The organism is Frigoribacterium sp. ME-P-080 (assembly GCF_030209595.1).
GTDB lineage: Bacteria > Actinomycetota > Actinomycetes > Actinomycetales > Microbacteriaceae > Frigoribacterium.
Genome location: NZ_JARVRR010000004.1, coordinates 1 through 26,998, shown reverse-complemented (window position 1 = coordinate 26,998; position 26,998 = coordinate 1). Strand labels below are relative to the sequence as shown.

General features: G+C 71.1%; 24 protein-coding genes and 1 pseudogene. 4 read left to right on the top strand and 21 right to left on the bottom strand.

The genetic code is table 11. The annotated features are described in order from the left end of the window. Positions 1–61: 61 nt before the first annotated feature. The 3 genes from QRN23_RS08720 to QRN23_RS08710 are packed head-to-tail and all read left to right on the top strand — an operon-like array spanning position 62 to position 3,074. A complete protein-coding gene (locus QRN23_RS08720; protein ID WP_285063271.1) occupies positions 62–1,147 on the top strand; it encodes an ABC transporter ATP-binding protein in 1,086 nt (361 codons plus the stop codon). Next, the gene (locus tag QRN23_RS08715) at positions 1,144–2,208 is read left to right on the top strand and encodes an aliphatic sulfonate ABC transporter substrate-binding protein (protein WP_285063270.1); all 1,065 of its coding nucleotides are present in this window, start codon (positions 1,144–1,146) and stop codon (positions 2,206–2,208) included. Before QRN23_RS08720 ends, QRN23_RS08715 begins: the two co-directional genes overlap by 4 nt. After that, positions 2,205–3,074: an ABC transporter permease gene (locus QRN23_RS08710; protein WP_285063269.1), complete on the top strand. Its 870-nt coding sequence runs from the start codon at positions 2,205–2,207 to the stop codon at positions 3,072–3,074. Before QRN23_RS08715 ends, QRN23_RS08710 begins: the two co-directional genes overlap by 4 nt. Positions 3,075–3,571: 497 nt before the next feature. Here the strand turns inward: QRN23_RS08710 and QRN23_RS08705 are convergent, their stop codons facing one another. Then, positions 3,572–4,798, bottom strand: a complete 1,227-nt coding sequence (locus tag QRN23_RS08705; RefSeq protein ID WP_285063268.1) for an MFS transporter — start codon at positions 4,796–4,798, stop codon at positions 3,572–3,574. A 54-nt stretch (positions 4,799–4,852) separates the two neighbouring features. Between QRN23_RS08705 and QRN23_RS08700 the strand changes: the two genes are divergently transcribed. Then, positions 4,853–5,305 (top strand): winged helix-turn-helix transcriptional regulator, encoded by a 453-nt coding sequence (locus tag QRN23_RS08700; protein WP_159825209.1) that lies wholly within the window; start codon positions 4,853–4,855, stop codon positions 5,303–5,305. A gap of 193 nt (positions 5,306–5,498) precedes the next feature. On the opposite strand, the gene QRN23_RS08695 is transcribed toward QRN23_RS08700, so the two are convergent. The 20 genes and pseudogenes from QRN23_RS08695 to QRN23_RS08600 all read right to left on the bottom strand — a co-directional run bounded on the left by QRN23_RS08695 (position 5,499) and on the right by QRN23_RS08600 (position 26,182). Continuing rightward, positions 5,499–6,065 carry a hypothetical protein gene (locus QRN23_RS08695; protein WP_285063266.1) on the bottom strand — a complete coding sequence of 189 codons (567 nt, stop codon included), beginning with the start codon at positions 6,063–6,065 and terminating at the stop codon, positions 5,499–5,501. 53 nt (positions 6,066–6,118) lie between these two features. Then, positions 6,119–6,547: a hypothetical protein gene (locus QRN23_RS08690; protein ID WP_267659559.1), complete on the bottom strand. Its 429-nt coding sequence runs from the start codon at positions 6,545–6,547 to the stop codon at positions 6,119–6,121. A 100-nt stretch (positions 6,548–6,647) separates the two neighbouring features. Continuing rightward, the gene (locus QRN23_RS08685; RefSeq protein WP_285063265.1) at positions 6,648–8,447 is read right to left on the bottom strand and encodes a hypothetical protein; all 1,800 of its coding nucleotides are present in this window, start codon (positions 8,445–8,447) and stop codon (positions 6,648–6,650) included. Further along, a complete protein-coding gene (locus tag QRN23_RS08680; protein ID WP_200412898.1) occupies positions 8,444–8,779 on the bottom strand; it encodes a hypothetical protein in 336 nt (111 codons plus the stop codon). The genes QRN23_RS08685 and QRN23_RS08680 overlap by 4 nt, the downstream gene beginning before the upstream one ends. A 165-nt stretch (positions 8,780–8,944) precedes the next feature. Then, positions 8,945–10,414, bottom strand: a complete 1,470-nt coding sequence (gene der / locus QRN23_RS08675; RefSeq protein WP_369794368.1) for a ribosome biogenesis GTPase Der — start codon at positions 10,412–10,414, stop codon at positions 8,945–8,947. 48 nt (positions 10,415–10,462) lie between these two features. Next, positions 10,463–11,140 carry a (d)CMP kinase gene (gene cmk / locus QRN23_RS08670; protein ID WP_056044916.1) on the bottom strand — a complete coding sequence of 226 codons (678 nt, stop codon included), beginning with the start codon at positions 11,138–11,140 and terminating at the stop codon, positions 10,463–10,465. Positions 11,141–11,274: 134 nt separating this feature from the next. Beyond that, complete coding sequence (locus QRN23_RS08665; protein WP_056044918.1) at positions 11,275–12,372, bottom strand: prephenate dehydrogenase; 1,098 nt, start codon at positions 12,370–12,372, stop codon at positions 11,275–11,277. 1,547 nt (positions 12,373–13,919) lie between these two features. Next, positions 13,920–14,714: pseudogene (locus tag QRN23_RS08660) on the bottom strand (pseudouridine synthase); the annotation flags it as partial. Further along, on the bottom strand, positions 14,704–15,342 hold the full coding sequence (gene scpB, locus QRN23_RS08655) for an SMC-Scp complex subunit ScpB (RefSeq protein WP_159825201.1): 639 nt from the start codon (positions 15,340–15,342) through the stop codon (positions 14,704–14,706). The pseudogene QRN23_RS08660 and the gene scpB, both read right to left, overlap by 11 nt. Next, a complete protein-coding gene (locus tag QRN23_RS08650) occupies positions 15,332–16,186 on the bottom strand; it encodes a segregation and condensation protein A (protein WP_277959003.1) in 855 nt (284 codons plus the stop codon). Before QRN23_RS08650 ends, scpB begins: the two co-directional genes overlap by 11 nt. Then, positions 16,170–17,069, bottom strand: coding sequence for a ParA family protein (locus QRN23_RS08645; RefSeq protein WP_056044876.1), 900 nt, complete (start codon positions 17,067–17,069; stop codon positions 16,170–16,172). Before QRN23_RS08645 ends, QRN23_RS08650 begins: the two co-directional genes overlap by 17 nt. Before the next feature lie 175 nt (positions 17,070–17,244). Next, complete coding sequence (gene xerD / locus QRN23_RS08640) at positions 17,245–18,168, bottom strand: site-specific tyrosine recombinase XerD (RefSeq protein WP_123569910.1); 924 nt, start codon at positions 18,166–18,168, stop codon at positions 17,245–17,247. Between the two features lie 49 nt (positions 18,169–18,217). Next, positions 18,218–18,790 carry an NUDIX domain-containing protein gene (locus QRN23_RS08635; protein WP_285063264.1) on the bottom strand — a complete coding sequence of 191 codons (573 nt, stop codon included), beginning with the start codon at positions 18,788–18,790 and terminating at the stop codon, positions 18,218–18,220. Continuing rightward, positions 18,787–20,496 (bottom strand): CTP synthase, encoded by a 1,710-nt coding sequence (gene pyrG, locus QRN23_RS08630; RefSeq protein ID WP_159825496.1) that lies wholly within the window; start codon positions 20,494–20,496, stop codon positions 18,787–18,789. Before pyrG ends, QRN23_RS08635 begins: the two co-directional genes overlap by 4 nt. Before the next feature lie 51 nt (positions 20,497–20,547). Then, entirely contained in the window at positions 20,548–22,269 is a 1,722-nt protein-coding gene (gene recN, locus QRN23_RS08625; protein WP_056044880.1) for a DNA repair protein RecN, read from the bottom strand. Next, positions 22,266–23,249, bottom strand: coding sequence for an NAD kinase (locus tag QRN23_RS08620; protein WP_233568379.1), 984 nt, complete (start codon positions 23,247–23,249; stop codon positions 22,266–22,268). Before QRN23_RS08620 ends, recN begins: the two co-directional genes overlap by 4 nt. Positions 23,250–23,254: 5 nt before the next feature. Beyond that, complete coding sequence (locus QRN23_RS08615) at positions 23,255–24,070, bottom strand: TlyA family RNA methyltransferase (RefSeq protein WP_200412902.1); 816 nt, start codon at positions 24,068–24,070, stop codon at positions 23,255–23,257. Then, on the bottom strand, positions 24,067–24,285 hold the full coding sequence (locus QRN23_RS08610; protein WP_192124010.1) for a hypothetical protein: 219 nt from the start codon (positions 24,283–24,285) through the stop codon (positions 24,067–24,069). Before QRN23_RS08610 ends, QRN23_RS08615 begins: the two co-directional genes overlap by 4 nt. A 48-nt stretch (positions 24,286–24,333) precedes the next feature. Then, positions 24,334–25,338, bottom strand: a complete 1,005-nt coding sequence (locus tag QRN23_RS08605) for an HAD-IIA family hydrolase (RefSeq protein ID WP_233568298.1) — start codon at positions 25,336–25,338, stop codon at positions 24,334–24,336. After that, positions 25,331–26,182: a hypothetical protein gene (locus tag QRN23_RS08600; RefSeq protein WP_285063261.1), complete on the bottom strand. Its 852-nt coding sequence runs from the start codon at positions 26,180–26,182 to the stop codon at positions 25,331–25,333. Before QRN23_RS08600 ends, QRN23_RS08605 begins: the two co-directional genes overlap by 8 nt. Positions 26,183–26,998 lie beyond the last annotated feature (816 nt).

The window sequence follows — 26,998 nt, the reverse complement described above, 5'->3', positions numbered from 1 at the left end:
AGTGTTTCGCCCCGTTACACCCCACGGGACGGCAGGCACCCCACCCACCTACCTTCGTGACATGCCCACCTCGACGACCCGCGCCTCCTCGGCCCTGCCGATCCGCCTGCGCGGCGTCGGGAGGCGCTTCGGCGAGCGCCCCGTGCTCCACGCCCTCGACCTGGACGTGACAGCCGGCGAGATCATCGCCATCGTCGGCCCCTCCGGCTGCGGCAAGTCCACGCTGCTGCGCCAGGTGGGCGGCCTCGACCAGCCCGACACCGGCACCGTCGACATCGACGACTCCCCCACCCGGCCCACCGACCAACGCTGCGCCATCGCGTTCCAGGAGCCGCGCCTCCTGCCCTGGCGCACCCTCCGCCAGAACGTCGAACTCGGCCTGCCGAAGGCCCGCAAGCGCAGCGAGCGCGCCGAGGCCGGCAAGGGCACCACGGGCAGCCACCCAGACAAGGCCGCCGGCAGCGCCCGCATCACCGAACTGCTCGACCTCGTCGGACTCGGCAGCTCGGCCGGCCTCCGCCCCCGCCAGGTGTCCGGAGGCATGGCCCAACGCACCTCCCTCGCCCGCGCCCTCGCCCGTGCCCCCAAGGTGCTGCTGCTCGACGAACCGTTCGGAGCCCTCGACGCCCTCACCCGCCTCCGCATGCACGACCTGCTGCTCGACATCCACCGCGCCGAACCCACCACCGTCCTGCTCGTCACCCACGACGTCGACGAAGCCCTCTACCTCGCCGACCGCATCGTCGTCCTCGCCGACCTCTCGCAGCAGCGGCCCGCCGGCGCCAGCGGCGCGGCCGACACGGGCACGGGCGCCCCCACCGCAGGAGGCGCGGTGCACGCCCCCACCGCAGGAGGCGCCCCCAGCATCCAGCGCATCGTCACCGTGCCCGGCGACCGCCCCCGCGACCGCGATGACCCCGCGCTGGCCGAGCTGCGCCTCCAGCTGCTCGCTGACCTCGGCGTCCACCGCGTCCACGCCGGCAACACGACCACCAGCACGCTGACCGCGAGCGCCGCGACCACCACGACCGCACCGAGCGGCCACACCGGCACCCCGACCGCCGCCGGCGACCTCACCGGCATCCCGACCGCACCCGCACCCACAGACCACCGCACCGCCCCCGACAGCACGGACACGAACCGATGACCTTCCGCACCCTCCCCACCACCCGCACCCGCGCCTCCTGGGCCGGCGGTCTCGCCCTCGCCGCGGCGAGCGCCCTCCTCCTCACCGGCTGCGTCGCGGGTGAGGACGCCGGCACCGGCGCGGCCGACGCGGCAGGCGGCGCCGGGGCGAGCGACGGCGAGTGGTCGACCGACACCCTCGACATCGACTTCGCGACCTACAACCCGCTCAGCCTCGTCGTGAAGGACCAGGGCTACCTCGAGGACGCCCTCGGCGACGGAGTCACCGTCAACTGGACCCAGTCGGCCGGCTCGAACAAGGCCAACGAGCTGCTGCGCGCCGGAGCGGTCGACGTCGGCTCGACCGCCGGCTCGGCTGCACTGCTCGCCCGCTCGAACGGCTCCCCCATCAAGACCATCGACGTGTACTCGCAGCCCGAGTGGTCGGCGCTCGTCGTCCCGGGCGACTCGACCATCACCGACGTCGAGGGCCTCCGCGGCAAGACGATCGCCGCGACCACCGGCACCGACCCGTACTTCTTCCTGCTGCAGGCGCTCGACCAGGCCGGGCTCAGCGCCTCCGACGTGACGATCCAGAACCTGCAGCACGCCGACGGACGTGCCGCCCTCGAGAACGGCAGCGTCGACGCCTGGTCCGGCCTCGACCCGATCATGGCCGCGAGCGAGGCCGAGTCGGGCACGAAGCTGCTCTACCGCAACGTGGACTTCCTCAGCTACGGGTTCCTCAATGCCACCGAGTCGTTCCTCGAGGCGTCGCCGGACGTCGCGCAGGTCGTCGTCGACTCGTACGAGAAGGCCCGCGCCTGGGCACTCGACAACCCGGACGAGACCGCCGCCATCCTGGCGAAGGCCGCCGCCATCGATCCCGCCGTCGCCACCACGGTGATCGACCGCACCCACCTCGACATCGACCCCGCCCCCGGAGCCGACCAGCGCGCCGTCCTCGAGAAGGTCGGCCCGATCCTGGTCGAGTCGGGCGACGTCCCCTCGCAGGACGACGTCGACGCCGCCCTCGACTCGCTCTTCGACGACTCGTACGCGAAAGCCACGTCCACCTCGTGAGCAGCACCCTGACCGTCACCCCCCGAGCCGAGGAGGCGCGGGTCGCCGACGACGGACGCCGCGCCTCCTCGTCCGGGTCGCCCGCCCCGCGACGCCCGGGCACTCCGGGCGCGACCCCTCCCCACCGCCTGGCCCTGCTCGGGGTGCTCGTGCCGGCCGCCGTGCTCGCCGCCTGGGTGCTCGCCACCACCGTCGGCGGAGTGCCCTCGTACCGCCTGCCGTCCCCTGCGGACGTGGCGCGGGCAGGAGTCGACCTCGCCGCCACGGGTCAGCTCGGCCTCTACGTCGCCATCTCGGTGCAGCGGGTGCTGATCGGGTTCGTGGTCGGGTCCGTGATCGGGCTGGTCGTCGGCGCCGTCGTCGGGTTGTCACGGGTGGGCGAGGCGTTGCTCGCACCGTCGATCGCGGCCGTGCGGGCGGTGCCGTCGCTGGCCTGGGTGCCGTTGCTGATCCTGTACCTCGGCATCGGCGAGGACTCCAAGGTGACGTTGATCGCGATCGGTGCGGCGTTCCCCGTCTTCACCACGGTCGCGGGGTCGCTGCGGCACGTCGACCCGCAGCTCGTCGAGGCGGGACGCGCCTACGGCCTGCGGCGGGTGTCGCTCTTCACCCGGGTGCAGCTGCCGGCCGTGCTGCCGTCGCTCGTGTCGGGGCTGCGGCTGGCGCTGGCGCAGGCGTGGCTGTTCTTGGTCGCGGCCGAGCTGATCGCGTCGTCGATGGGCCTCGGCTTCCTGCTGACCGAGTCGCAGTCGAACGGACGCGTCGACCGGATCTTCCTCGCAATCGTCCTGCTGGCGCTGCTCGGGACGCTGAGCGACACCGTGCTGAACGTCGTGCAGCGCGTGGCGCTGCGGCGCTGGCGGTAGGCCGCGGGCGGCGGGCGGTCTGCCGCGCCGTCCGCGTATGACGCCAAGCGGTGGTCACTGCGCCAGGACTAAGCCTGGCGCGGTGACCACGTCCTGGCGTCGTGGCCCACCCCACCCCGCCACGAGGTACACACGCCGCCACGACATCGCGTGGCGGCGTGTTTACCTCGTGGCGGGATGCAAGCCGACCACCCTCGTCCGCACGCCGCGCGCGCTGCCCTGCCCGCGCCTCCTACGTTCGCCCCGTCCGCACGCCGCGCATCCTGCCCGCCCCGCGCCTCCTGCACTCGCACCGTCCGCACGCCGCGCGTCCTGCCCGGCCCGCGCCTCCTGCACTCCGCTCCCTGCCGCCCTGTAGCGGGACCTACGCGGGCAGGCTGTGCCGACAGCCGCAAGCTGTGCTGAACGCCGACCGCGGGCCGCGAGCCGCGGCTGTGCTGCCCGCTGCAAGCTGTGCCGCCGGCCGCCCGCCGCCCCTTGCCGGCCGCACGTTGCCCCTACGCCGCGACCCGCCGCCGCCGCTCCCGCCCGCGCATCACCACCACGACCGCGACCATCGCCGCGAGCGCCAGCCCCACGATCGCCGGGGCCCCGACGTCGACGGCGCTCTCGAGCCCTCCGCGGGTCGCCTGCGCGCCGAGCCACAGGGCAGTCGCCCCCTGCACCAGGTAGGCGACGAGGTACACGGCCGACAGCGTCCCCGCCCGGTGGTGCTCCGGAGCGAACCGCGACACGATCCCCAGCCCCGACGCGAAGAAGAGGCTGTAGCCGACTCCCGACAGCACGCAGAACGCCAGGAACAGCCCCAACGACTGCTGTGCCGCGGCCAGCACCAGTGCCGTGAAGCTGAGCGCCGTCGCCCCCGCGGCCACGACGACGGCGACGACCACCGGGACGCGTCGTGACGCCAGCGCCACGACCGCGATGACCACCATCGACAGGGCGATCACCGCGCCGGTGACGAACGCGTTGTCACTGCCGATCAGCGTCACGCCGATCTCGGCACCGAGCGAGAGCACCACGGCCCCGAGAGCGTAGGAGGCGCTGACACAGACGGCCGCGGCGCCCACCGCCCCGAGGAGGGCGCGCGGCACGCTCGGCCACCGTGGCCTCCAGCGCCCGGCCAGCGCGTCCCGGTCCCGCGGCAGCCGCCAGACGAGGACGAGCACGCCCACCTCGACGACGAGGAGAACCCAGTACGTGAGGTGCAGCGGTTCGGGCGCGTACTGGACGAGCGCTCCGCCGAGCAGCGTCGCGAAGACGAGGCCCACGGCGGTGGAGGCGGTGCTGATGGCTCCGGTGCGCGCCGAGTTGACGGGACCGGCGATGTCGATCATCGCGGCGGTGGCGGGGCTGAGCGACAGGCCGACGCCGAGGCCCATGAACGCGCGGCCGACCAGCACCCAACCGACGTCCGGCGCCAGCGCGAACAGCAGCACGCCGACGATCGACGCACTCACGCCGAGCAGGATGCTCGCCCGCCGACCGATCGTGTCGCTGAGGCTGCCGAAGACGAGCAGCACGACGACGAGGACGAGCGGGTAGACGGCGAAGATCGCGGTCGTGACGAACGGCGTCAGCTGCCAGTCGGTCGCGTAGAGCGGGTAGACCGGCGTCGCGGCGCCGCTCGTCCACAAGGCGAGGGCGAGGACGGAGGCGCAGGTCCAGAACGCGAGCCGGTCCGGCCCGTCGGGACGGACGGAGGCAGCGAGGTCACGGGGCATGACGGCGACGCTAGCACCCTGGATACGAAAAGCCTATCGAGGTAGGGTGTCGGCATGGCTTCTCGTGGACCCCTGGACCCGCGCTGCGGCATCGCGCGCAGCCTCGACCTGCTCGGCGAGCGCTGGGCCCTGCTCGTGGTGCGGGAGGCACTGCTCGGGCACACCCGGTTCTCGCAGTTCCGGGCACGGCTCGGCCTGTCGCCCGACGTGCTGACGGCCCGGCTCGAGTCGCTCGTCGCCGCCGGCGTGCTCGAGCGCTCGACCTACCGGGAGGACGGGGCCCGAGAGCGCGTCGAGTACCTGCTGACCGACGCCGGCCGCGACCTCTCCCCCGTGCTGGCCGCCCTCGCCGTCTGGGGCGACGAGCACGATCCGCACCCCGACGGCGCCGCACGACGGTTCAGCGTCGCCGGCTCGGGCGAGCCCGTGCGGGTCGCGTTCGTCACGGGCGACGGCCGCGAGGTCGAACCCGCCGACGTCGAGATGGTGCTGAGCGCGAGCGACTAGGCCCCGCCTCCTCGGGTCTGCGGCCGTTGCCGCCGGCCCACCTGCCTGCCTTCGCCCGGCTGTCGGTCCACCCGCCAACCCCGCAGCCCCGCCTGCGAGCCCGCCTGCCCGCCACGAACTAAACACCCCGCCACAGAATCGAATGGCGGGGTGTTTATCTCGTGGCGTGGCGTGGTGACAGGAGTCCGGACTCTCAGCCCGTGCTGTCGACCGCGTCGGGCTTCGCCGGTCGCGGGAAGGCCGCTCGCATGTGGTCGCTCGTGAGGAGGTCACCGATGCCGATCATCAGCAGCGAGAAGACGATCTGTTCGACGACCATCCACCCGGGGTAGAGCCCGGGGATGGTCGCGATGATCAGCGTCACGATCGGGAAGATGCGGCTGAACAGGCGGAGGCGCGAGTAGGCCCAGTAGTAGCCGAGCTGGGCGCGCCAGGCGAAGACGTACAGCGAGGCGGTGATGAACAGGACGACCGTGGAGCGGAACCACACGGCCCACGGGACGTGTTCGCCTCGGCTGGTGAGGACGGCGGCGATGAAGATGGCGGTGAGCCCGACGACGGTCTCGCCGAACAGGAGCCACCGGATGCCGCCGAAGCTACGGACCGTGCGCGGGTGCCGCTGCATGTCCTCGTGGATGACGTAGCCCGAGTGTCGACCCCCGGCCAGCCGGTCGAGCTGCAGCCTCTGCCACACCCGGTCGGCCGCGGCCGACAACCCCGCCCCCGAGGAGGCGCGGTGCCACAGCCCAGCGCCCGTCACCCTCGCACCCCGTCCGCTCGTCTCACGAACACCAATGGTGCCCTACTCCGCCCTCAGAACTGACCACCCTCTGCCTGCCCGGGCTGCAGCGTGAAGCACCACGAACTCGACGACACCTGGACCTTCGAGCGGCCCGTCCATACCCTGACCGAGTAACGAGTGCCGTCCTCGCTCATGACAATGAGGCGCTCGCTCTCGCCATCGGGGGAAAGTTGGCGATTGGTACTGAACGCCTCGTCGTCAGCAAGCTCCGCCTCCAGTCCCTCGAAGTAGCCCTGTTCCTCCGGAACGGTCGAGTACTCGACAGTGGTCGAGCCCGTCCACTGGAATCGACCGTCCGAACACGACATCAGGACGCCGTCCGGCGGTTCGAGGATTCCGACTATCTGATCCTCAGGACCCATCGACGCGAAACGTCGCTGGACATCCATGATGTCCCGTCTCAGGGCCGGCAGGTCGACTCGATCGGTCTCTTCGTCCATGTAGAGCGTCCTTTTCGCGTTGTCATGCATTTCGCTGTTGCAGCCCGATAGGCCGATCAATCCAAAGACGAGGGCAGCTGCCACACACACTCCGCGTCGCCTAGTCATGCTGTTCCTCATAGATCTCGTCCGTGAGCGCATCACGCACCGGTGCATTGTCGTCACTCGATCGAGCGACGAGCGCATGGTTGTCGTCCAGTTTCCAGACCGGGGTGTAGCTTGCCCCGGTCTGCTCGAGTTCCACGTCATGCGGACTCTGGTAGTACCCACGCGAGTCGAAGTCGTCGGACCGGTTCGGGTTCCGCCCGCCCCAGACACCACCGGTTGACTGGGCCTCCATCAGGAAGTCCCAGTAGCTGTAGTCGGTGTAGGTCGTGCCCGCTCGCGGCTCCCACTCCGGGGGCATCCCGGCCCCCGCGAGGGAGATCACCTTGTTGTACGTGGCCCCGTGGACCTCGGCGGACGTTATGTTCGCCAACCCCCAACTGTGCCCGATGGCCACGTCGCGGTATCCGGGTTCCGTTCTGATCGGATCCACGGCCAGCCCCCGCTGGAAGTCGTACAGCGCCTTGCTCGTCCCGCGCGCGAATTCGGGGTCGTTGGCCTGCGCGAAAGCCCCGACGAATTCGGCCGGGTTCTTGCTGCCTTCGGCGCCACCCGGGAAGACTCCGTCCTTGAAGACGAACGCCACAGACGTTCCATCCGGATCGTTTGCCTCCAGCCACTTCGCCATCTGCTGCAGACTTCCGTTCTTCCCGTAGAACGAGTCCATGTTCGTCAGCGTCCCCGGCACGTAGGTCAGCACCGTCCTGGTCGATTGGTTCCAGTCCCCGATCATCTCGATGATGCGACTCTTCGACGGATCGAAGAGGTACAGCTGAACCGTCGGAGGCTCCGCCACCGCTCGCCCGAGGTACGCGCGCTCGCGCGCCAGTGCGGCCAGCAGCTCATCGTCGCCTTGCAGCCCCCGCCGCCCGATCGGCCCCACCATCTCGTCGATCTCGGCCATCCGCCGCTTCGCGTTGAACACGTTCGCCGCGACCCGTACCGACGGCGGCAGACCGTCGAGGGCCCCGATGATCGCCGGAGCCCCTCGCACCAGTGCCACCTGCACCGCGGTCAGCCCATCAGCGTTCCGCGCACCCTGCTGGCCGAGCTCGTCCCACCAGGCCCGCACCCGCTCGGGATCGGCCAGGAACGCCTCGTCGACCAGTTCGGGGTGCTGCTCGAGCAACATCGTCAGCTCGGTGGCCGAGAGCCCTGCCAGCAGCGCCAACAATTCTTCGGACGACCCCGCGGCCAGGGCCTCCCCGGTGACCTGCGGCAGGGACCCCATCGCCTCGGGGCTCTGCAGCGCGGCGATGCACCGACGATCGGCCGCAGCCCGCTCTTCGACCAGGTCGGCCCACAAGCCCGCGACGACCTCGAGCTCGCGTTGCTCGTCGTCGATGCGACGCTGCAAGGTCGACCGTTCACCCGAGCGGTACTCGGACTCCACGACGATGCCGATCAGGTCGTCCCGCGCCGCGTCCTGCGCCTCACGCATGATCGTCTTCAAGGCGACCCCCGTCGAGAGGATGTTCTGCTCGGCCATCGCGCGCCGCGCCTCCAGGGTCTGCTGAGACCCCTGGATCAACGACACGTCGACCGCGTACGCCTCGAGCGCCGCCGCGTGGTGCTCGAGGCCCCGAGCCACAGCAGTCACCTCGGCGGACACGTCCGTCATGGACGCGACGAACTGCTCGCCCGAGCGTCCCCGCCAGCACTCGGCACCCCAGCTCGCCGCCTCGGCCAACCGGTAGGCCGCCACCTCGAGATCGTCGACCTCGGTCCGCCTCGTCGTCGCGAGCTGCCGGATGCCCTCGACCGACCCGACCCCCGGGCCGGCGTCGGCACTCATTTGGACCCCACCCCGGCCAGGTCGTCCACCGGCACGTCAGCGGCCAGGTCGTCCACCGACAAGCCGGCGGCGAGCCGCGACTCCACCTGCTCGAACTCGCGCACGAACGTCGTCGTGAAGTCGCCCACCGCCTGGATCGCCTCGACGGCCAACCCCGCCCGTCTCACCAGCTGCCCCGTCGCCTCGTCGAGGACCCCCGCCACGCTCGGTGAGCCGACGTCGGCCGCCGACCCGAGCGTCAGCGTCGCCGACACCTCGGCGTCGACGGCCGCCGTCGACACCCGCCACGCAACCGACGTCAGCGTCTTCTCGTCCACCACCAGGTCTGCCATGCACCCTCGCCCTCCATCATGCGACATTCACATATCGCTGCCGATGGGAGCCACCCTAGCAATGCAGAACGCCCGGTGTGGAAACGATCCACAACCGGGCGTTCAGTCCACAGGCGGGCCTGCGGGCGGTGCCGTTCCGTCGACGGGACGGGCACGGGAGAAGGACTACGGGCGCTTGCGCTTCTCGCGGACGCGCATGTTGACTGTGATGGGCGTCCCCTCGAAGCCGAAGATCTCGCGCAGGCGTCGCGTGATGAAGCGACGGTACTGCGGGTCGAGGAACCCGGTCGTGAAGAGCACGAAGGTCGGCGGGCGGTTCGCGGCCTGGGTCCCGAACAGGATGCGCGGCTGCTTGCCGGACCGCAGCGGGTGCGGGTGCTCGGCGACGAGCTCGGCGAGCAGGGCGTTGAACTTGCCGGTCGGGATGCGGGTGTCCCACGACTCGAGCGCGAGCTCGAGGGCGGGCACGAGCTTCTCGAGGTGACGACCCGTGCGGGCCGAGATGTTCACGCGCGGGGCCCACGACACGTGGTCGAGGTCCTGCTCGATCTCGCGCTCGAGGTAGCGGCGACGGTCGTCGTCCAGCAGGTCCCACTTGTTGAAGGCGAGCACGAGCGCGCGACCCGACTCGAGCACGAGGTCGATGATGCGCAGGTCCTGCGTCGAGATCTGCTCCGTTACGTCGATCACGACGACCGCGACCTCGGCCTTCTCGAGCGCGGCCGAGGTGCGCAGCGACGCGTAGAAGTCGGCGCCCTGCTGCAGGTGGACGCGCTTGCGGATGCCGGCGGTGTCGACGAAGGTCCACACGCGACCGGCGATCTCGACCTGCTCGTCGACGGGGTCACGGGTCGTGCCGGCGAGCTCGTTGACGACGACGCGCTCTTCGCCCGCGGCCTTGTTCAGCAGCGAGCTCTTGCCGACGTTCGGTCGACCGAGGATCGCGACGCGACGAGGGCCGCCGATCTCTTGCTTGGCCACGGTCGAGACCGCGGGCAGCTTGGTCATGCACAGGTCGAGCAGGTCGGCGACGTTGCGACCGTGCAGCGCCGACGCGGGGAAGGGCTCGCCCAGCCCCAGCGACCACAGTGACGCGGCTTCGAGGTCCTTCCGGGCGTCGTCGCTCTTGTTGGCGACGAGGATGACCGGCTTGTGCGAGGCACGGAGCATCCGCACGACGGCCTCGTCGGTGGCGGTCGCCCCGACGTTGACGTCGACGACGAACAGCACGGCGTCGGCCAGGTCGACCGCGATCTCGGCCTGCATCGCGACCGAGCGGTCGATGCCGATCGCGTCGGGCTCCCATCCGCCGGTGTCGACGAGCGTGAAGCGGCGTCCGCCCCATTCGGCCTTGTACGAGACGCGGTCGCGCGTGACGCCGGGCTTGTCCTCGACGACGGCCTCGCGCCTCCCGAGGATGCGGTTGACCATGGCGCTCTTGCCGACGTTCGGTCGGCCGACGATCGCCAGCACCGGCAGGGCCGGGGCGTAGGTGAGTGCGTCGGGGTCCCAGTCGGCCCCCTCGAGGACGTCGATGTCGCCCTCGTCGAGGTCGTAGTCGGTCAGGCCGGCGCGGAGGGCTCGGGCGCGCTGGTCGGCGTCCTCGTCGGGCATCGTCTGGATGCGGTCAACCATCTGCTCGTCGAGCTCGGGGTACTTGTCGTCGTCTGCCATGGGGCTTCCTTAAGAAATGGGGGTGCTCGCTCGCACGAGCTCGACCACGGCCTGCACGGTCTGGTCGAAGTCGAGTTGGGTGGAGTCGACGGTGGAGACGCCGGGTGCGGCGGTCATGAAGTCGACGACCTTGCTGTCGAGCCGGTCGCGGGTCGAGAGCTGCCGAGCTGTCTCTTCGGCACTCTGCCCGGTCACCTCGGCCGAACGCCTGGCCATTCTAGCGGCTTCGCTCGCGGTCAACAGGATTCTGACCTGGGCATCCGGTGCGACGACGGTCGTGATGTCGCGCCCCTCGGTGACGATGCCCGGCTTGTCGGTCGACGCGATGATGCGGCGGAACAGGTCGACCATGAAGCGGCGGACCTCGGGCAGCTTGGCCACGTGGCTGACGGCGGTCGTCACGCGTGGCGTGCGGATCTCGTCGGTGACGTCGCGACCACCGATCGTCACCGAGGAGGCGCGGGCCGGGTCGATCCCGATCGCGTAGTGGAACGTCGGCAGCGTCGCGATGACGGCCTCGGCGTCGTCGAGGTCGACGCCGCTGTCGAGCGCGTGCAGGGCGAAGGCCCGGTAGGCCGCCCCGGTGTCCTGGTAGTCGAAGCCGAGGGAAGCTGCGGAGGCGCGGCTGACGCTCGACTTGCCGCTTCCGGCCGGCCCGTCGACGGCCACGACCACGTGGCGGTGCACGGCCTCGGCGGTCTCGGCCCGCAACTCTTCGACGTGGGCCTCGCCGGCGGGACCTCCGACGCCGTGCTCACCCGGCGAGCGCTCGGGGTCGACGTCCGACGAGCCGACGGGGCTCGTGCCGCCCTGGTCGCCGCTCACGCGAACGCCCCCACGACGGTCCAACCCCGGGTCTCGAGTTCGGTAACGAGTCGGTCTTCTTGTTCGGGCACGATCGATACCTCCGCGAGTCCTACCTGCGCGCCCGGCGAGTGCTCGAGCCGCAGATCTTCCAGGTTGACGCCGATCTCACCGATCTCGGTGAGCAGGCGGGCCAGTTGCCCGGGAGTGTCGTCGACCATGACGATCACCGAGCTGAACTGGGTCTGTTGCCCGTGCTTGCCGGGCAGACGGGCGACGCCGACGTTGCCGGCGCCGATGCTCTCGGCGACGGCGCGGCGACTGCCCGGCGCGTCGGGTGCCTCGAGGGCCTCGACGACGCGGTCGAGGTCGGCGCGCAGGTCGCGCAACACGACGGCCACGCGGGAGGCGTTCGCCCCCAGGATCTGCGTCCAGAGCGCCGGGTCGCTGCTCGCGACCCGCGTGACGTCCCGGACGCCCTGACCGGCGAGGCCGAGCGAGGCGTCGGGTGCGTCGCGCAGACGCGTCGCCATGAGGGAGGCGACGACCTGCGGCGCGTGGCTGACGAGGGCGACGCCGGCGTCGTGTTCCTCCGGCGTCATCTCGATCGGGGTCGCTCCGAGGTCGAGCGCCAGGTCTTCGACGGCGGCCGCCCGACGGTACGTGATGTCGTCGTGCCCCGCGATGACCCAGGGGCGGCCGACGAAGAGGTCGGCGCGAGCCGAGACGGCTCCCCCGCGTTCGCGGCCGGCCATGGGATGCGAGCCGATGTACCGCGACACGTCGGCGCCGCGCGCACGCAACTCGGCGAGCGGGGCGACCTTGACCGATGCGACGTCGGTCACGAGCGCCTGGGGCCAGGCGTCGAGTTCGCGCGCGACGATGTCGCTGGTGACGTCGGGCGGCACGGCGACGACGACGAGCCCGGGGGCGTCGCCGTCGGCCGGGGGCCGCCCGGCGCCGTAGTCGACGGCGAGGCTGCGCGCCGCCGGTGACACGTCGTCGAGGATCACGTCCACGCCGTGCTGACGCAGACGCAGACCGATGCTGGCACCGAGCAGACCCGAACCGACGATGCGCACCTGGCCTGCCAGCCGGCGGCTGCCCGCCGTCAGCACGCCGACCGTCGAAGGGTCGGCCGACGGCGCGTGAGCGAGGAGCGCGTCAGACCCGAGGGCGTCGTCGGACGAGGAGGCGCGGTGCGCGTCGGTCACGACCGTCCGCCCCCTCGGGGACCACGTCCCCCGGCGTCGGGTCGGCCACGGTACGGACGGTCGCCGCCACGGTCGTCGCGACCGCCACGGTCGTCGCGGCCTCCGCGGTCGTCGCGCGGGCCACGGGCGGGTCCGCCACGCGAACCCCCGCGGTCGTCGCGTTGCTCACGGCCCTGGTAGCCGCCGCTGCGCGCCCCGTCGCGGCCTCCGCGGTCGTCGCGACCCTGGTAGCCACCGCGCGAGTCTCCGCGGTCGTCACGACCTTGGTAGCCGGCACCGCGCGAGCCACCGCGGTCGTCACGACCCTGGAAGCCACCGCGCGAGTCTCCGCGGTCGTCACGCTGTTCTCGTCCCTGGTAGCCGCCACGCGACGCACCACGGTCGTCGCGACCCTGGTACCCACCGCGCGAACCACCACGGTCGTCACGACCGGCACGATCGTCACGTCCGCCTCGGTCGTCGCGGCCCTGGTACCCGCCACGCGAGCCCCCACGGTCGTCGCGCGAATCGCGCCCACCCGTGTAGCCACCGGCACCGGCACCGGCACGACGGTCGTCACGAGCGCCACGGTCGTCTTCGCCTCGCTCCGCTGCGCCGCGGTCGACCCATCCGCGGTTGGTCGCCTTGCCGCCGGCACGGATGCCCGAGGGGCGTCCGGTGCGCGGGTCGCGGTTGGCGTCGCGGTTCGGGTACCCCGCCGCGCGCTCTTCACCAGGGCTCAGCGGACGGTCTCCGCCACCTCGAGGTGCACGGTCGTCGCGCGAGACGAACCCGCCTCGCGAGCCGCGATCGTCGCGTGACACGAACCCACCGCGATCGTCACGACCGCGGCCGTCGTCGTTCCGCCCCTGGTACCCCGGTCGTGCTCCACCGCGGTCGTCACGTCCCTGGTACCCGCCACGGGCCGGACGCTCGTCGCGTCCGCGACCGTCGTCGTTGCGACCTTGGTAGCCACCACGAGACTCGCCGCGGCCGTCATCGTTGCGGCCCTGGTAGCCACCACGAGATCCACCGCGGTCGTCGCGTCCCTGGTACCCGCCGCGAGCGGGACGCTCGTCACTGCCGTGGTAACCGGTGCGAGCCGGTCGTCCCTCGCGTCCGCGACCGTCGTCGTTGTTGCCCTGGTAGCCGCGCACGGGACGCTCGTCGCCCGAGCGTCCGTCGTGCCGGTTGCCCTGGTACCCACCTCGGGTCGGGCTCTCGTCGCGTTGACCGCGGCGCGCCTCCTGCTCTCGCCGGACCTGCGCCCGGCGCGAGGTCGACTCGGCCTGGTCGCGGGCCGCGGCACGGCGACGCTCGGCACGGGCATCGGTCGCGGGGTCGTACTCTTCGTCGTCCTCGTCGTAGTAGTCCTTCTCGACCTCGTCGTCGGCGAGGGCCAGCTCGACGACGTCGGCCTCGTCGACGGGGGCGTCGGGGCTCTCGGTGATCGGGGCGGCGTCGACCGTCGAGTCGGCCGTGGCGTCGCGCGAGATGGTGAGGATGGCCCCGAGCTCGACCTTGGTCAGCGAGCGCATGTGGCCGACCTTGAGCGTGCCGAGGTGCAGCGGGCCGAACGACCGGCGCACGAGGTCGATGACCGGGTGGCCGACGGCCTCGAGCATGCGACGGACGATGCGGTTGCGCCCGGAGTGCAGGGTGATCTCGATCAGCGACGAGTCGGACGAACGCGAGAGACCCGCGCCACCGGCGACGAGCGTCGCCTTGTCCGCCGCGATCGGGCCATCGTCGAGTTCGACGCCGGTCATGAGCTCGTTGAGCACGGCGGGCGTGACGACGCCCTTGACCTTCGCGATGTACGTCTTGGTGACGCCGAACGACGGGTGCGCGAGAACGTGCGCGAGCTCGCCGTCGTTTGTCAACACGAGGAGGCCGCTCGTCTCGACGTCGAGGCGGCCGACGTTGAAGAGGCGCTCTTCGTACTGCTCGGTGAACTGACGCAGGTCGGGCCGGCCGTTCTCGTCGCTCAGGGTGCTGACGATGCCGACCGGCTTGTTGAGCATGACGTAACGACGCGTGGCGTCGAGCTGCACGGCGCTGCCGTCGACGACGATCTTGTCTTTGGTCGGGTCGATGCGGCGGCCGGGTTCGGTGACGACCTTGCCGTTCACCGTCACCCGCCCGGCGGCGATCATGTCTTCGCTGACCCGGCGCGAGGCCACGCCCGCGGCCGCCATGACCTTCTGCAGGCGCTCGCCCGAGGCCAGCTCGGAGTCGTCGGAGGAGAACTGACTACGCGACATCGTCGAACCCCCCCTGGCCGTCCGAGAGCAGGGGCGAGATGAGCGGCAGCTCATCGAGCGAGTTGATGCCGAGATGGGTCAAGAGGAGGCCTGTCGTTTCGTAGTTGATGGCGCCTGTCTCGGGGTCGGTGGACGACTCCGTGATCAGACCGCGACCCAGCAGCGTACGGACGACCGAGTCGACGTTGACCGCCCGGATCTGGGCGATGCTGCTGCGGGTGATGGGTTGCTTGTAGGCGATGACCGCCAGCGTCTCGAGAGCCGCTGAGGACAGTTTCGTCGGGTTCTGCGTCAGCACGAAATCGCGCACGACCGGATCGTGCTCGTCACGGACGTAGAATCGCCAGCCGCCACCGACCTCACGCAGCTCGAAACCCCGTCGGATCGTGCCGTCGACACCGTCGAAATCGGCCACGAGCGTCGTGATCGCCTGCTGCACCACGGCGACGGGGGCGCCGACGGCGGTCGCCAGGTCGACGAGCGACTGCGGCTCGTCGGCGACCATCAACACCGCCTCGAGACGACGTGCGACGGCATCGGGTGACGACGGCGATTCGTCGACGGCCTGGACGACGTCGTCGTCGGCCGTGCCCACGGACGAGGAGGCGCGGGTCGCGTCAGCCCTCATAGTCGGCCCCCAGCGCCGCGAGGTTCTCTTCGGTCCAGGTCTCGGCCACCCAGCGCACGCTGAGTTCACCGAGCGGCTCGACCTGCTCGAACGAGATGGACGCGTGGCGGTACAGCTCGAGCAGCGCGAGGAACCGGGCGACGACGACGCCCCTCTCGTCGATTCCCGCGATGAGCTGGCGAAAGGTGAGGACCGTCCCACGACGGAGCAGCGCCACGACGACGGCCGCCTGCTCGCGGATGCTGACCAGGGGGGCGTGGAGGTGGTCCAGGCCGACCGTGGGTGTCTCGCGCGGCGCCAGCGCGAGGGTGGCGAGCGCCGCGAAGTCGTCGGGCGAGAGCGTCCAGACGAGCTCCGGGGTCGTGACGCGGTACTTCTGTTCGAGCCGCACCGAGCGGGCGTGACGCGCCGCCTCGGCAGCGCCGTGCTGGGCGAACCACTCGGCGGCCTGCTTGAAGGCCCGGTACTGCAGCAGCCGGGCGAAGAGCAGGTCGCGCGCCTCGAGCAGGGCGACGTCCTCGGCGTCGACGAGCTCGCCCTGGGGCAGCAGCCCCGCCACCTTGAGGTCGAGCAGCGTCGCCGCGACGACGATGAACTCGCTGGCCTGGTCGAGGTTCTCGTCGGTGTCGATGCGACGGAGGAACGACAGGAACTCGTCGGTCACGGCGCTGAGGGCGACCTCGGTGATGTCCATCTCGCGCCTGCTGATCAGCGAGAGCAGCAGGTCGAACGGCCCGCTGAAGTTCTCGAGCCGCACCTCGAAGCCCGGCGAGACCTCCGGGCCCGCGAGGGCGGTCTCGTCGGTGCCGGCCTCGGCGGTCGCCGACTCAGGCCGCGGCACCACGCGCGATCAGCTCTCGGGCCAGCTGGCGGTAGGCCTGCGCCGCCGGGTGCTCGGGGGCGAACTTGGTGATCGGGGTGCCGGCGACCGAGGCGTCGGGGAACTTCACGGTGCGGCCGATGACGGTCTCGAGCACCTGGTCGTCGAACGCCTCGACGACGCGTTCGAGCACCTCGCGGCTGTGCAGCGTGCGCGAGTCGAACATGGTCGGCAGGATGCCGTCGAGGGTGATCGCGGGGTTGAGCCGGTCGCGCACCTTCTCGATGGTCTCGACGAGCAGGGCGACGCCGCGGAGGGCGAAGAACTCGCACTCGAGCGGGATGAGCACGCCGTGCGCCGCGGTGAGGGCGTTGACGGTCAGCAGGCCGAGCGAGGGCTGGCAGTCGATCAGGACGACGTCGTACTCGTCGCTGACCTGGCGCAGGATGCGCGCGAGGATCTGCTCGCGGGCGACCTCGTTGACGAGGTGCACCTCGGCGGCGGAGAGGTCGATGTTGGCCGGCATGACGTCGAGGTTGTCGACGCGGGTGGGCACGATGACGTCGTGCGCGTCCTTCACGGCACCGATCATCAGGTCGTAGATCGTGGCCTGGTCGTGCGACTGCACGCCGAGGCCGGCCGTCAGCGCACCCTGCGGGTCGAAGTCGATGGCCAGCACGCGACGGCCGTACTCGGCGAACGCGGCACCGAGGTTAATCGTCGTGGTGGTCTTGCCGACGCCGCCCTTCTGGTTGCAGAGGGTGATGATGCGGGCCGGGCCGTGGCTCGACAGGGGCGCGGGAGTCGGGAACTCGGTGCGCGGGCGCCCGGTGGGGCCGTTCGCGGGGACGGTCGCCGGAGCGCTCTCGAAGAGGGCGGGGGTGCTCGAGGTCGGCTTGGTGCTCACGGGTACGAGAGTACCGGCGCCCCCCGATGCCGACGGGCTGCCGCGCCCGGCCCGTCACCAGGAAGCCTCATGCCTTGCTTGAGGGTTTTGCCTGGTCAGCGCCTGGTCGGGGCCGGGTCGGCCTCGGGTCCCCGCCTGGTGGGCGCCGGGTCGTCGTCGGGTCGTCGCCGGGTCGTCACGCGGGTGACGACGCCCACCGGGCGCGCGGGTGCGCCGTCGAGTAGACGTCCCGCAGCGCGTCCGCCGTCACCAGCGTGTAGATCTGCGTCGTCGCGACCGACGAGTGCCCGAGCAACTCCTGCACGACCCGGACGTCGGCCCCGCCCTCGAGCAGATGCGTCGCGAACGAGTGCCGCAACGTGTGCGGCGACACCTCGACGCCGAGCTGCGCCCGGTCGGCCGCCGCCTGGATGATCAGCCACGCGTTCTGCCGGGACACCCGGGCCCCGCGCGTGCCGAGGAACAGCGCGGGCGTCGGGTCTCCCCGCGGCGAGAACACCGGTCGGGCCCTCACCAGGTAGGCGTCGAGAGCCCGGCGCGCGTAGCTGCCGAGCGGGACGACGCGCTGCTTGTTCCCCTTGCCGAACAGGCGCACGACGTCGCCCTCGATCACGTCGTCGACGTTGAGCGACACGGCCTCGCTCACGCGTGCCCCCGTCGCGTAGAGCAGCTCGAGCAGGGCCTTGTCGCGCAGTCGGGTCGGTTCGTCACCGTCCGTCGCGGCGAGCAGCGCCTCGACCTGACCCACCGAGATCGCCTTGGGCAGACGACTCGGCAACTTGGGCGGCCGGGTGGTGGCTGCCACGTCCACCGCGACCAGCCCCTCCTCGAGCGCGAAGCGGTGGAAACCGCGCACCGACGACAACACCCGGGCCACCGAGGAGGCGCCGAGCGGCTTCTCGGCGCGGGTCGCCAGAGCCGCGGGGAACGTCGCGACGTCCGCGGCCTCGACCTCGTCCAGGGTGCGCCGTCCGGCCTCCGCCAGGTGCGCTCGCCAGAGGACGAGGTCGCGGCGGTACGCGGCGGTCGTGTTCGGGCTGAGACCACGCTCGACCGAGACGTGTCTCAGGTACCTGTCCAGCGCCTCCTCGATCGTCACGAGGTCAGGCTACGGCCGGGACCGCCGTGCCACCTCGGCGACGCACGCCTCAGCGGGACGCGACCGCGGCGAGCGCCGCGATGCTGAGGATCGAGTTGTGCAGCCGGCCGGCCAGCACTCCGTCGACGATCTCGTCGAGCGAGACCCAGCGCTTCTCGATGTCGGCTTCTTCGTCGCTCCGCTCGAACGCGTCCGCCGTGGCGCCGACGCCGGTCGCCCGGAAGACCGTGACCATCTCGTCGTTGCCGCCGGGTGTGGTGTGGAACGAGACGAGCTCGTCCCAGTTCGTCGCCTGCAGGTCGGCCTCTTCGGCGAGCTCGCGCTTTGCGGCGTCGAGCTTGCTCTCACCCTCGGCGTCGAGCAGGCCGGCGGGCAGTTCCCAGTCGCGGGAGCGGATCGGGTGCCGGTACTGCTTGATGACGAGCACGCGCTGCTGGTCGTCGACGGCCAGCACCGCCACGGCACCGGTGTGCGCGACGTACTCGCGCACCATAGGCGAGCCGTTGTAGTCGACGGTGTCGCGCTTGACGTTCCAGACCGCGCCTTCGAAGACGACCTCGGACTTCGTAATCGTCGGCGACGCCGGTTCGTCGGCGAGCGGCTCGCCGGTGACGTCGGTCACGCCACGACCTCGGCGGCGTCGGCTTCGTCGGCGAACAGCTTGCTCGCATCGTGGCGCTCGAGCGACGCCGCCACGAGCCCGGCGAACAGCGGGTGCGCGTCGTTGGGGCGGGACCGCAGTTCGGGGTGGGCCTGCGTCCCGATGTAGAACGGGTGGACGTCGCGGTCGAGTTCGACGTACTCGACGAGCGTGCCGTCGGGTGAGGTGCCCGAGAAGCGCAGGCCCGCGTCGGCGATCTGCTGACGGTACTGGTTCGAGACCTCGTAGCGGTGGCGGTGACGCTCGGACACCAGCTCGGACCCGTAGAGGTCGGCGGCGAGCGAACCCGGCGTCAACGCGGCCGGGTAGAGGCCGAGGCGCATGGTGCCGCCCAGGTCACCGTCGGCGATGATGTCGACCTGCTCGGCCATGGTCGCGACCACCGCGTACTCGGTGTCGGGGTCGAACTCGGACGAGGAGGCGCCGGTCAGGCCGGCCTCGTTGCGCGCGTACTCGATGACCATGCACTGCAGGCCGAGGCACAGGCCGAGTGCCGGCAGGCCGTTCTCGCGGGCGAAGCGCAGCGCACCGAGCTTGCCCTCGATGCCGCGGATGCCGAAGCCACCGGGCACGCAGATGCCGTCCACCTGGCTGAGGGCCTTCGCGGCGCCCTCGGCGGTCTCGCAGTCGTCGGAGGGAATCCAGGTCAGCGACACCTTGGTCTGGTGTGCGAACCCGCCGGCCTTGAGGGCCTCGGTGACCGAGAGGTAGGCGTCGGGCAGGTCGATGTACTTGCCGACCAGGCCGATCGTGACCTCGTGCTTCGGCTCGTGGACGGCGGTCAAGACGGGCTGCCAGCCCGACCAGTCGACCTCGCCGGCCTTCTCGTCGAGGCCCAGGTGGTCGATGATGTACGCGTCGAGCCCCTGGTCGTTGAGCATGGCCGGGATGTCGTAGATGCTCGCGACGTCCTTCGCGTTGACCACGGCGTCCTCGTCGACGTCGCACATCAGGGCGATCTTCTTCTTGTTGCTCTCGCTGACCGGACGGTCGCTGCGCAGCACGAGGGCGTCGGGCTGGATGCCGATCGAGCGCAGGGCCGCGACGCTGTGCTGGGTCGGCTTGGTCTTCTGCTCCCCCGACGCGCCCATGTAGGGCACGAGGGAGACGTGCACGAAGAAGACGTTCTTGCGACCGAGCTCGTGGCGCACCTGACGGGCGGCCTCGATGAACGGCTGGCTCTCGATGTCGCCGACCGTGCCGCCGACCTCGGTGATGATCACGTCGGGCTTGGGGTCGTCGTCGGCCTGCTGGCGCATGCGCCGCTTGATCTCGTCGGTGATGTGCGGGATGACCTGCACGGTGTCACCGAGGTACTCGCCGCGTCGTTCCTTCGCGATGACGGTCGAGTAGATCTGCCCCGTCGTGACGTTCGCCGACTGGCCGAGGTCGATGTCGAGGAACCGCTCGTAGTGGCCGATGTCGAGGTCGGTCTCGGCGCCGTCGTCGGTGACGAAGACCTCACCGTGCTGGAACGGGTTCATGGTGCCCGGATCGACGTTCAGGTACGGATCGAGCTTCTGCATGACGACCCGCAACCCACGGGCCGTGAGCAAATTGCCCAGGCTGGCGGCCGTCAGGCCTTTTCCGAGGGAGGAGACGACGCCTCCGGTGACGAAGATGTGCTTCGTCGTGCTGGCATCTGGACCCGAGTTCTCAACGTTCACCACGGGATTCCATCCTATGTCACACCGAGCCGTTCCGACAGACCACGCCTGTTACGAACGTGTGTCGGCCGTGGCCGGTCGTCGGGCCGACGAGGCGAGTTCGAGCAGTTCACGGGCGTGTTCGAGACCGCTGGAGCTGTCGGGCAGCCCTGAGAGCAGACGGGCCATCTCGGCGACGCGCTCGTCGCCCTCGAGCTGGTGCACGCTGCTTGCCGTCACCTCGCCCGAGGCGTCCTTCACGACGCGGAGGTGGTTGGTGGCGAACGCGGCGACCTGGGCCAGGTGCGTCACCACGATGACCTGTGCCCGTTCGGCGAGCGCCGCCAGGCGTCGGCCGATCTCGATCGCGGCCGAACCGCCGACGCCGGCGTCGACCTCGTCGAAGACGAAGGTGGGCACGTCGCTCGACCCGGCCATGACGACCTCGAGCGCGAGCATGACGCGCGAGAGTTCGCCGCCGGACGCGCCCTTGCCGAGGGGGCGGGGTTCGCTGCCGGGGTGCGGCCTCAGCAGGAGCGACACGACGTCGCCGCCGCTCGTCCCGAGCTCGTCCCGAGGTGAGACCTCGACGACGATCTCGGCACCGGTCATGGCGAGGGCGCTCAGCTCGGCGCTGACCCGCGTCGAGAGGTCGGCCCCGGAGGCGCGGCGCAGGTCCCCGAGGACGCCCGCCCGTCGTTCGGCCTCGGCCCGCAGCTCGGCGACCTCGTCGTCGAGGTGCGCGAGGCGGTCGTCGTCGCCGTCGAGCTCGACCAGGCGTCGGCTGCCGTCGTCGAGGAGGCGGATGACGTCGTCGAGGGTGGGGCCGTACTTGCGGACGAGCCCGGCGAGGTCCGCGCGCCGGGTCTGCACCGACTCGAGTTCGACGGCCACGTCGGCGTCGAGGGTGCCGAGGTAGCTCGACAGGCGGGAGGCGGATTCGCCGACCTGCACGCTGACCTCGGCCAGCAGGTCGGCGATGGGCTCGAGCGCCGGGTCGTGCGGGGCGACGCGTTCGATCTGACGGCGTGCCTCCTCCACGAGGGAGACGACGTCGCGGGTCCCGTCGACCGCGTCGGTCGAGAGCACCTCGTGGGCGAGGCCGGCTGCCAGCCTGAGGTCTTCGGCGTTGCTGAGTCGCTCGGCCGCGGCATCGAGCTCGTCGAGTTCGCCGGCCACGGGGGCGAGGCCTTCGATCTCGTCGATCGCGGCCCGCAGGGTGTCGGCCTCGTCACGTCGGGCGTCGCGGTCGCGGGTGATCTCGTCGAGTTCTGCTCGGGCGGCCAGCCAGGCGTCGTACGCGCCACGGTAGTGTGCGGCGGCCTCGGCGAGGGCGGCCCCGCCGTGCGCGTCGACGGCCGCGCGTTGGGCGGCAGCGGACTTCAGTCGGATCTGCTCGGACTGGCCGTGGACCACCACGAGGTGGTCGGCGAGGTCGCCGAGCACGCCGATCGGGGCCGTGCGTCCGCCGACCACCGCACGGCTACGTCCCTCGGCCGAGACCACACGACTGAGGAAGAGCTCGCCGTCGTCGACGTCGCCGCCCGCGTCCCGGACGCGCTCGACGATGGCCCCCTCGGCAGGGACCAGCCAGCGGCCGTCCACGACGGCCTGGGGGCTGCCCGAGCGGACGACGCCGCTCTCGGCACGCTGACCGAGCAGCAGGCCGAGCGCCGAGACGACCATGGTCTTGCCCGCCCCCGTCTCGCCGGTGACGGCCGTGAATCCGGGGCCGAGCGGCAGGGTCGCGCGACCGATCACGCCGAGGTCGCGGATCGAGATCTCTTCGATCATCGGTCGCCCTCGCGGGCCGGATCGGACGTGGTCGGGGTGATGGAGGCCCCGACGGCGACGTCCTCGACGGTGGCCGGTCCGCGCCAGCCCGTGACGGGGAGCTGGAACTTGGCCACGAGGCGATCGGTGAACGGGCCCGTCCGCAGGCGGGCCAGTCGCACGGGCTGGTCGGAGCGGCTGCACTCGACCCGGGCCCCCGGGGGCAGGTCGTGCTCGCGGCGACCGTCACACCACAGGATGCCGCGAGCGTCCGTGCGGCTCAGCACCTCGACGGCGAGCACCGAGTCGGGCCCGACGACGAGTGGTCGGGCGAAGAGCGCGTGGGCGCTGAGCGGCACGAGCAGCAAGGCCTGCACGGCAGGCCACACCACCGGGCCGCCGGCCGAGAACGAGTAGGCCGTCGAGCCGGTCGGCGTGGACATGACCACGCCGTCGCAGCCAAACGACGACAGGGGACGACCGTCGACCTCGATGACGACCTCGAGCATGCGCTCGCGTGAGGCCTTCTCGACCGTGGCCTCGTTCATGGCCCAGGTCTCGTAGACGACCTCGTCACCGTTGGTGACCTTGACGTCGAGCGCGAACCGCTCTTCGACCTCGTAGTCGGCCGCAAGGACGCGGGCGACGGTGTCGGCCATCTCGTCGCGCTCGCTCTCGGCCAGGAACCCGACGTGGCCGAGGTTGACGCCGACGATGGGAGCGCGGGTACCGCGGATCAACTCGGCGGCACGGAGGATCGTGCCGTCGCCACCCAGGACGATGACGCATTCGAGGTCGTCACAGGCCACGCCGTCGAACAGGATCTCGACGTCGTCGATGGCGGCCGTGGGCTGTGCCCGACGGATGTCGTCCCACTCGTCGCGGGGAAGGACGGGAACCACACCGGCGTCGCCCAACAGCCCGCAGACCTCGAGGGCGGCGTCGATGGAGTCGGGACGCCCCGTGTGCGAGACGACCAGGATGTGTCGGGTCGAAGAGATGTCGTTCACCCTCTCGTCAAGCTGTCGGCCGTGCTGAGCCATTCTGTCGGATTCGTCCCGACCGAGGCCGAGAAGTGCACACAGTACTCGCGGTTGCCCGAGCCGCCGACGATCGGGGACGAGATGAGCCCGGCCGTGCCGAGCCCCAGGTCGTGGGCGGCCCACAACACCGTGGTGACGGCCTCGTTCCGCAGCACGGGGTCGAGCACGAGGCCTTCACGGACGCCCTGTCGGCCGACCTCGAACTGCGGCTTGATCAGCAGGACGAAGTCGTTGTCCACACCCACGCTCGCCACGAGTGCGGGGAGCACCATCGTCAGCGAGATGAACGACACGTCGGCCACCACGAGCGACACCGAGGAGGCACGGGTCGTCAACGCCGCGAACCGCTCGGCCGTCAGGTACCGCGCGTTCTCGCCCTCGACGATCGTGACCCGCGGGTCGAAACGAACCGGGTTGGCCAACTGACCGTGGCCGACGTCGAGGGCGACCACGTGCTCGGCCCCGCGCTCGAGGAGGACCTGCGTGAACCCGCCCGTGGACGCTCCGACGTCGAGGGCCGTCCGGCCCGTGGGGTCGACCCGGAACGCGTCGAGCGCACCCAGGAGTTTGTGTGCCGCACGACTCACGTAGTGGTCGAGGCCGGCGACGGCGACGTCGTCCGACTCGCCCACCCGAGCGGACGCCTTGACCACTCCCACGCCGTTGACGGTCACCAATCCGTCCGACAACAAGCGGGCGGCATGCGTCCGTGACCGGGCGAGACCACGCCGGGCAAGGACCGAGTCGAGTCGATCCCCCGGCGCTTCGGCGGCCGTCATCGACCGCCCTGACCGATGTCGTCGGTGGTGCCCTCGAGCACGGCGCGGAGCTCGTCGTGGATCGCGGCGAAGGCCTCGGCCCGCGAGGCCAAGGGAAGGGACTCGATGCCCGACAGCTGCTCGGCGGACGCCACCTGCGCCTCCTGACGGTCTGCGGCGTCCACGACGTCGAGGTCGGTGTCGCCGCGGACGGTCGCGTCGGGATGGTCGCTCATGGTGCCGTCCAGACTAGCCGCCGCCCCTGACGGTCGGGTCGGGAGCGATCAGCCGTCGGCGTGCAGCTTCGGGTCGACGTCGAGCCCGTAGATGGCCTTGCCTGTCCCCCACACCGCGGCGGCCCCCGCGCGCAGCAGGTCGACGGGGTCGCCTCCGTCGGACAACACCCGCACCACGTGACCGCGGACGGCGACGCTCGCGCCGCGGACCGTGACGACGTGCACGTCCTCTTCGTCGTGTTCGACGGTGTCGGGGTACGGCTGGTCCAACTCACGGAGGTCGCCGACGATGAAGTCCGGCCGGGACTTCGCGTCGGCGGCGAGCACCTGCTTCGCGCCGTCGATGCCGGTCAGCACCAGGATCGAGACGAGTCCCGCGGCGTTCGCGCCGACGATGTCGGTGTCGAGCCGGTCCCCGATGAACGCGGCCTTCGTCGCCCCGAACCTCTCGACGGCCGCGGTGAAGATCGGGGTCTCGGGCTTGCCGGCGGTCACGGGCAGGCGCCCGACGGCCGTGTGGACCGCGGACACCAGCGTTCCGTTGCCGGGCGCGACACCACGCTCCTGCGGGATCGTCCAGTCCGTGTTCGTCGCGATCCACGGGATGCCCGTGTGCAAGGCGAAGGACGCCTCGGCGAGCTGCGCCCATCCGACGTCGGGGCTGAAACCCTGCACGACCGCCGCGGGCGCGTCGTCGGCCGAACGGGTGACGACGAAGCCCTCGGCCTCGAGCACCGACGTCAGGCCCTCGCCGCCGACCACCAGCACCGTCGAGCCGGCCGGCACGGCATCGACGAGGAGGCGCACCGCGGCCTGCGGGGACGTCACCACGTCGTCCGCGCCCACCTCGAGTCCGTAGCCGGCCAGTTGGCCGGCCACCGTCTCGGCGGTCCGCGACGCGTTGTTCGTGACGTACCCGACCCGACGGGTGCGAGCCAGGTCCGTCAGGCTCTCGACCGCGTGCTCGATGGCGTGCCGCCCCCGGTAGACGACCCCGTCGAGGTCGGCGAGGACGGTGTCGACGCCGTCGAGGGGCGTGATCGCGTCAGGCACGGTCGTCGTCGGCGTGGTCCGTGCCCTGCGGGGCCGTCTCGGGATCGGCAGTCTCATCGTGCTGGCCCTGCTCTTCATCGTGCTGCTCGTCCGTCTGGTCGTCCGGACGCTGCTCGGGTCCATCCAGGTCGTCGGTGCCGCCCTGAGGCTCCGCTGACACCTCGACGGGCTCGCCGAGTGCCGGCTCACCGGACTCGTCAGACGTGGGTTCATCGGACTCTTCGGTGGTCAGCTCAGCGGGATCGTCGAGGACGACGGGTCGTTCGTCGGAGAATTCGACGTCCTCCTCGACGATCTCCACGGTCTCGCCGTCGGCGCCACCGTGTTCGAGAGCCGCGAGAGCGTCCTCGGCCCGGTCGGCGAGTTCGAGCCACTTCTCGCCCTCGTCGGGGCGACCCAGATCCTCGAGGACCGTGCCGTAGGCGGCGAAGAGGGCCGGGCTGTAGCTGAACGCCTTCGTCCGGTCGAGTTGGGGGATCTCGAGCTCGCCCAGAGCAGCTTGGGGTTGGCCGAGGTCGAGACGTGCACCCGACATCGCGATGGCCAGTGAGACGCGCACCTGGACGTCGAGTGTCGACACGTCGACGGACCGCCCGAGCTCGAGCGCCCGCTCGGGACGACCCAGACCCCGTTCACTGTCGACCATGAGAGGCAACTGGTCATCACGGCCCGAGATGCGACGGTAGGTGCGTAGTTCGCGGAGGGTGAGGGCGTAGTCCCCCACCTGGTAGGCCGTGATGGCGATCGTCTCGCGGACGACGGAGATGCGCCCGGCCCGACGTCCTGCCGACAGGGCGTGCTTGTGGGCCTCCTCCGGGTCCTCGTCGATCAAACGACCAGCCATGACCAGGTGCTTGGCCACCCAGTCCGCGTTCTCCTTGCTGAGCGTCTTGAGCTCACCACGGGCGACCTTGTCGAGATCACGGGGCTCGACGTCATCCGGGACGTGCGCGACCTCTTGCGCCGGACGGACCGACTTGATGCCGAACGGGTCACGGTCTTCCGGGGTCTCGCGGGGCGTCCAGCCCTCTCGACGATCGCCACGTCCCGTCGAACCGGCACGAGGCCCTGCTCCGCGACGATCGTCGCCACCCGGGCGACCACCGCGCTGCGGACGGTCGCCGGACGACGGACGATCTCCCCGCTGAGGCCGGTCACCATGCGAGGGACGATCCCCGCGCTGCGGCCGATCACCGTAGGACGGACGATCCCCGCGCTGTGGGCCGCCGCTCGAGGGTCGTCCCCCGCTGGGACGTCCGTTGGTGGGTCGCCCCTCCGAAGGACGGTCGCCGCGCGGGGGACGCCCGCCAGCCGGGCGATCGCTCGAGGATCGACTCCGGTCACCGAACGAGGGCCGGCCTGTGCCCCCACCGCGGTTCGCTCCCCCGCTGCCAGAGCCCGAGGAGGGACGGCGTGGGCCGTCCTTGCGGTCGTCGTCGTCGCGATCAGTCACCGAAGTGCTCCTCTGTTGTTCTCTGCCAGCTGTCGAGTTGTGAAGGGTCGACTCTACCAAAGCGACCACGACTGCAGGAGGCGCGGTTCGGCTGGGCGAGAATCGTCCCGTAACGCAGAAAAGCCGCCCCAACTGGGGCGGCTTTTCTGGTCTTTCGTGTGCTGTTCGCACTAAAAGGAGTCCGGCGGTGTCCTACTCTCCCACAAG

Excerpts from the sequence above, each read along its gene's own strand:
- QRN23_RS08720 (WP_285063271.1), top strand. The coding sequence starts at position 62 with ATGCCCACCTCGACGACCCGCGCCTCCTCGGCCCTGCCGATCCGCCTG.
- scpB (WP_159825201.1), bottom strand. The coding sequence starts at position 15,342 with ATGAGGGCTGACGCGACCCGCGCCTCCTCGTCCGTGGGCACGGCCGAC.
- der (WP_369794368.1), bottom strand. The coding sequence starts at position 10,414 with ATGGTTGACCGCATCCAGACGATGCCCGACGAGGACGCCGACCAGCGC.
- QRN23_RS08715 (WP_285063270.1), top strand. The coding sequence starts at position 1,144 with ATGACCTTCCGCACCCTCCCCACCACCCGCACCCGCGCCTCCTGGGCC.
- QRN23_RS08615 (WP_200412902.1), bottom strand. The coding sequence starts at position 24,070 with ATGACGGCCGCCGAAGCGCCGGGGGATCGACTCGACTCGGTCCTTGCC.
- QRN23_RS08680 (WP_200412898.1), bottom strand. The coding sequence starts at position 8,779 with ATGGCAGACCTGGTGGTGGACGAGAAGACGCTGACGTCGGTTGCGTGG.
- QRN23_RS08690 (WP_267659559.1), bottom strand. The coding sequence starts at position 6,547 with ATGGACGAAGAGACCGATCGAGTCGACCTGCCGGCCCTGAGACGGGAC.
- QRN23_RS08700 (WP_159825209.1), top strand. The coding sequence starts at position 4,853 with ATGGCTTCTCGTGGACCCCTGGACCCGCGCTGCGGCATCGCGCGCAGC.
- recN (WP_056044880.1), bottom strand. The coding sequence starts at position 22,269 with ATGATCGAAGAGATCTCGATCCGCGACCTCGGCGTGATCGGTCGCGCG.
- QRN23_RS08685 (WP_285063265.1), bottom strand. The coding sequence starts at position 8,447 with ATGAGTGCCGACGCCGGCCCGGGGGTCGGGTCGGTCGAGGGCATCCGG.
- QRN23_RS08610 (WP_192124010.1), bottom strand. The coding sequence starts at position 24,285 with ATGAGCGACCATCCCGACGCGACCGTCCGCGGCGACACCGACCTCGAC.
- QRN23_RS08705 (WP_285063268.1), bottom strand. The coding sequence starts at position 4,798 with ATGCCCCGTGACCTCGCTGCCTCCGTCCGTCCCGACGGGCCGGACCGG.
- QRN23_RS08600 (WP_285063261.1), bottom strand. The coding sequence starts at position 26,182 with ATGGCTGGTCGTTTGATCGACGAGGACCCGGAGGAGGCCCACAAGCAC.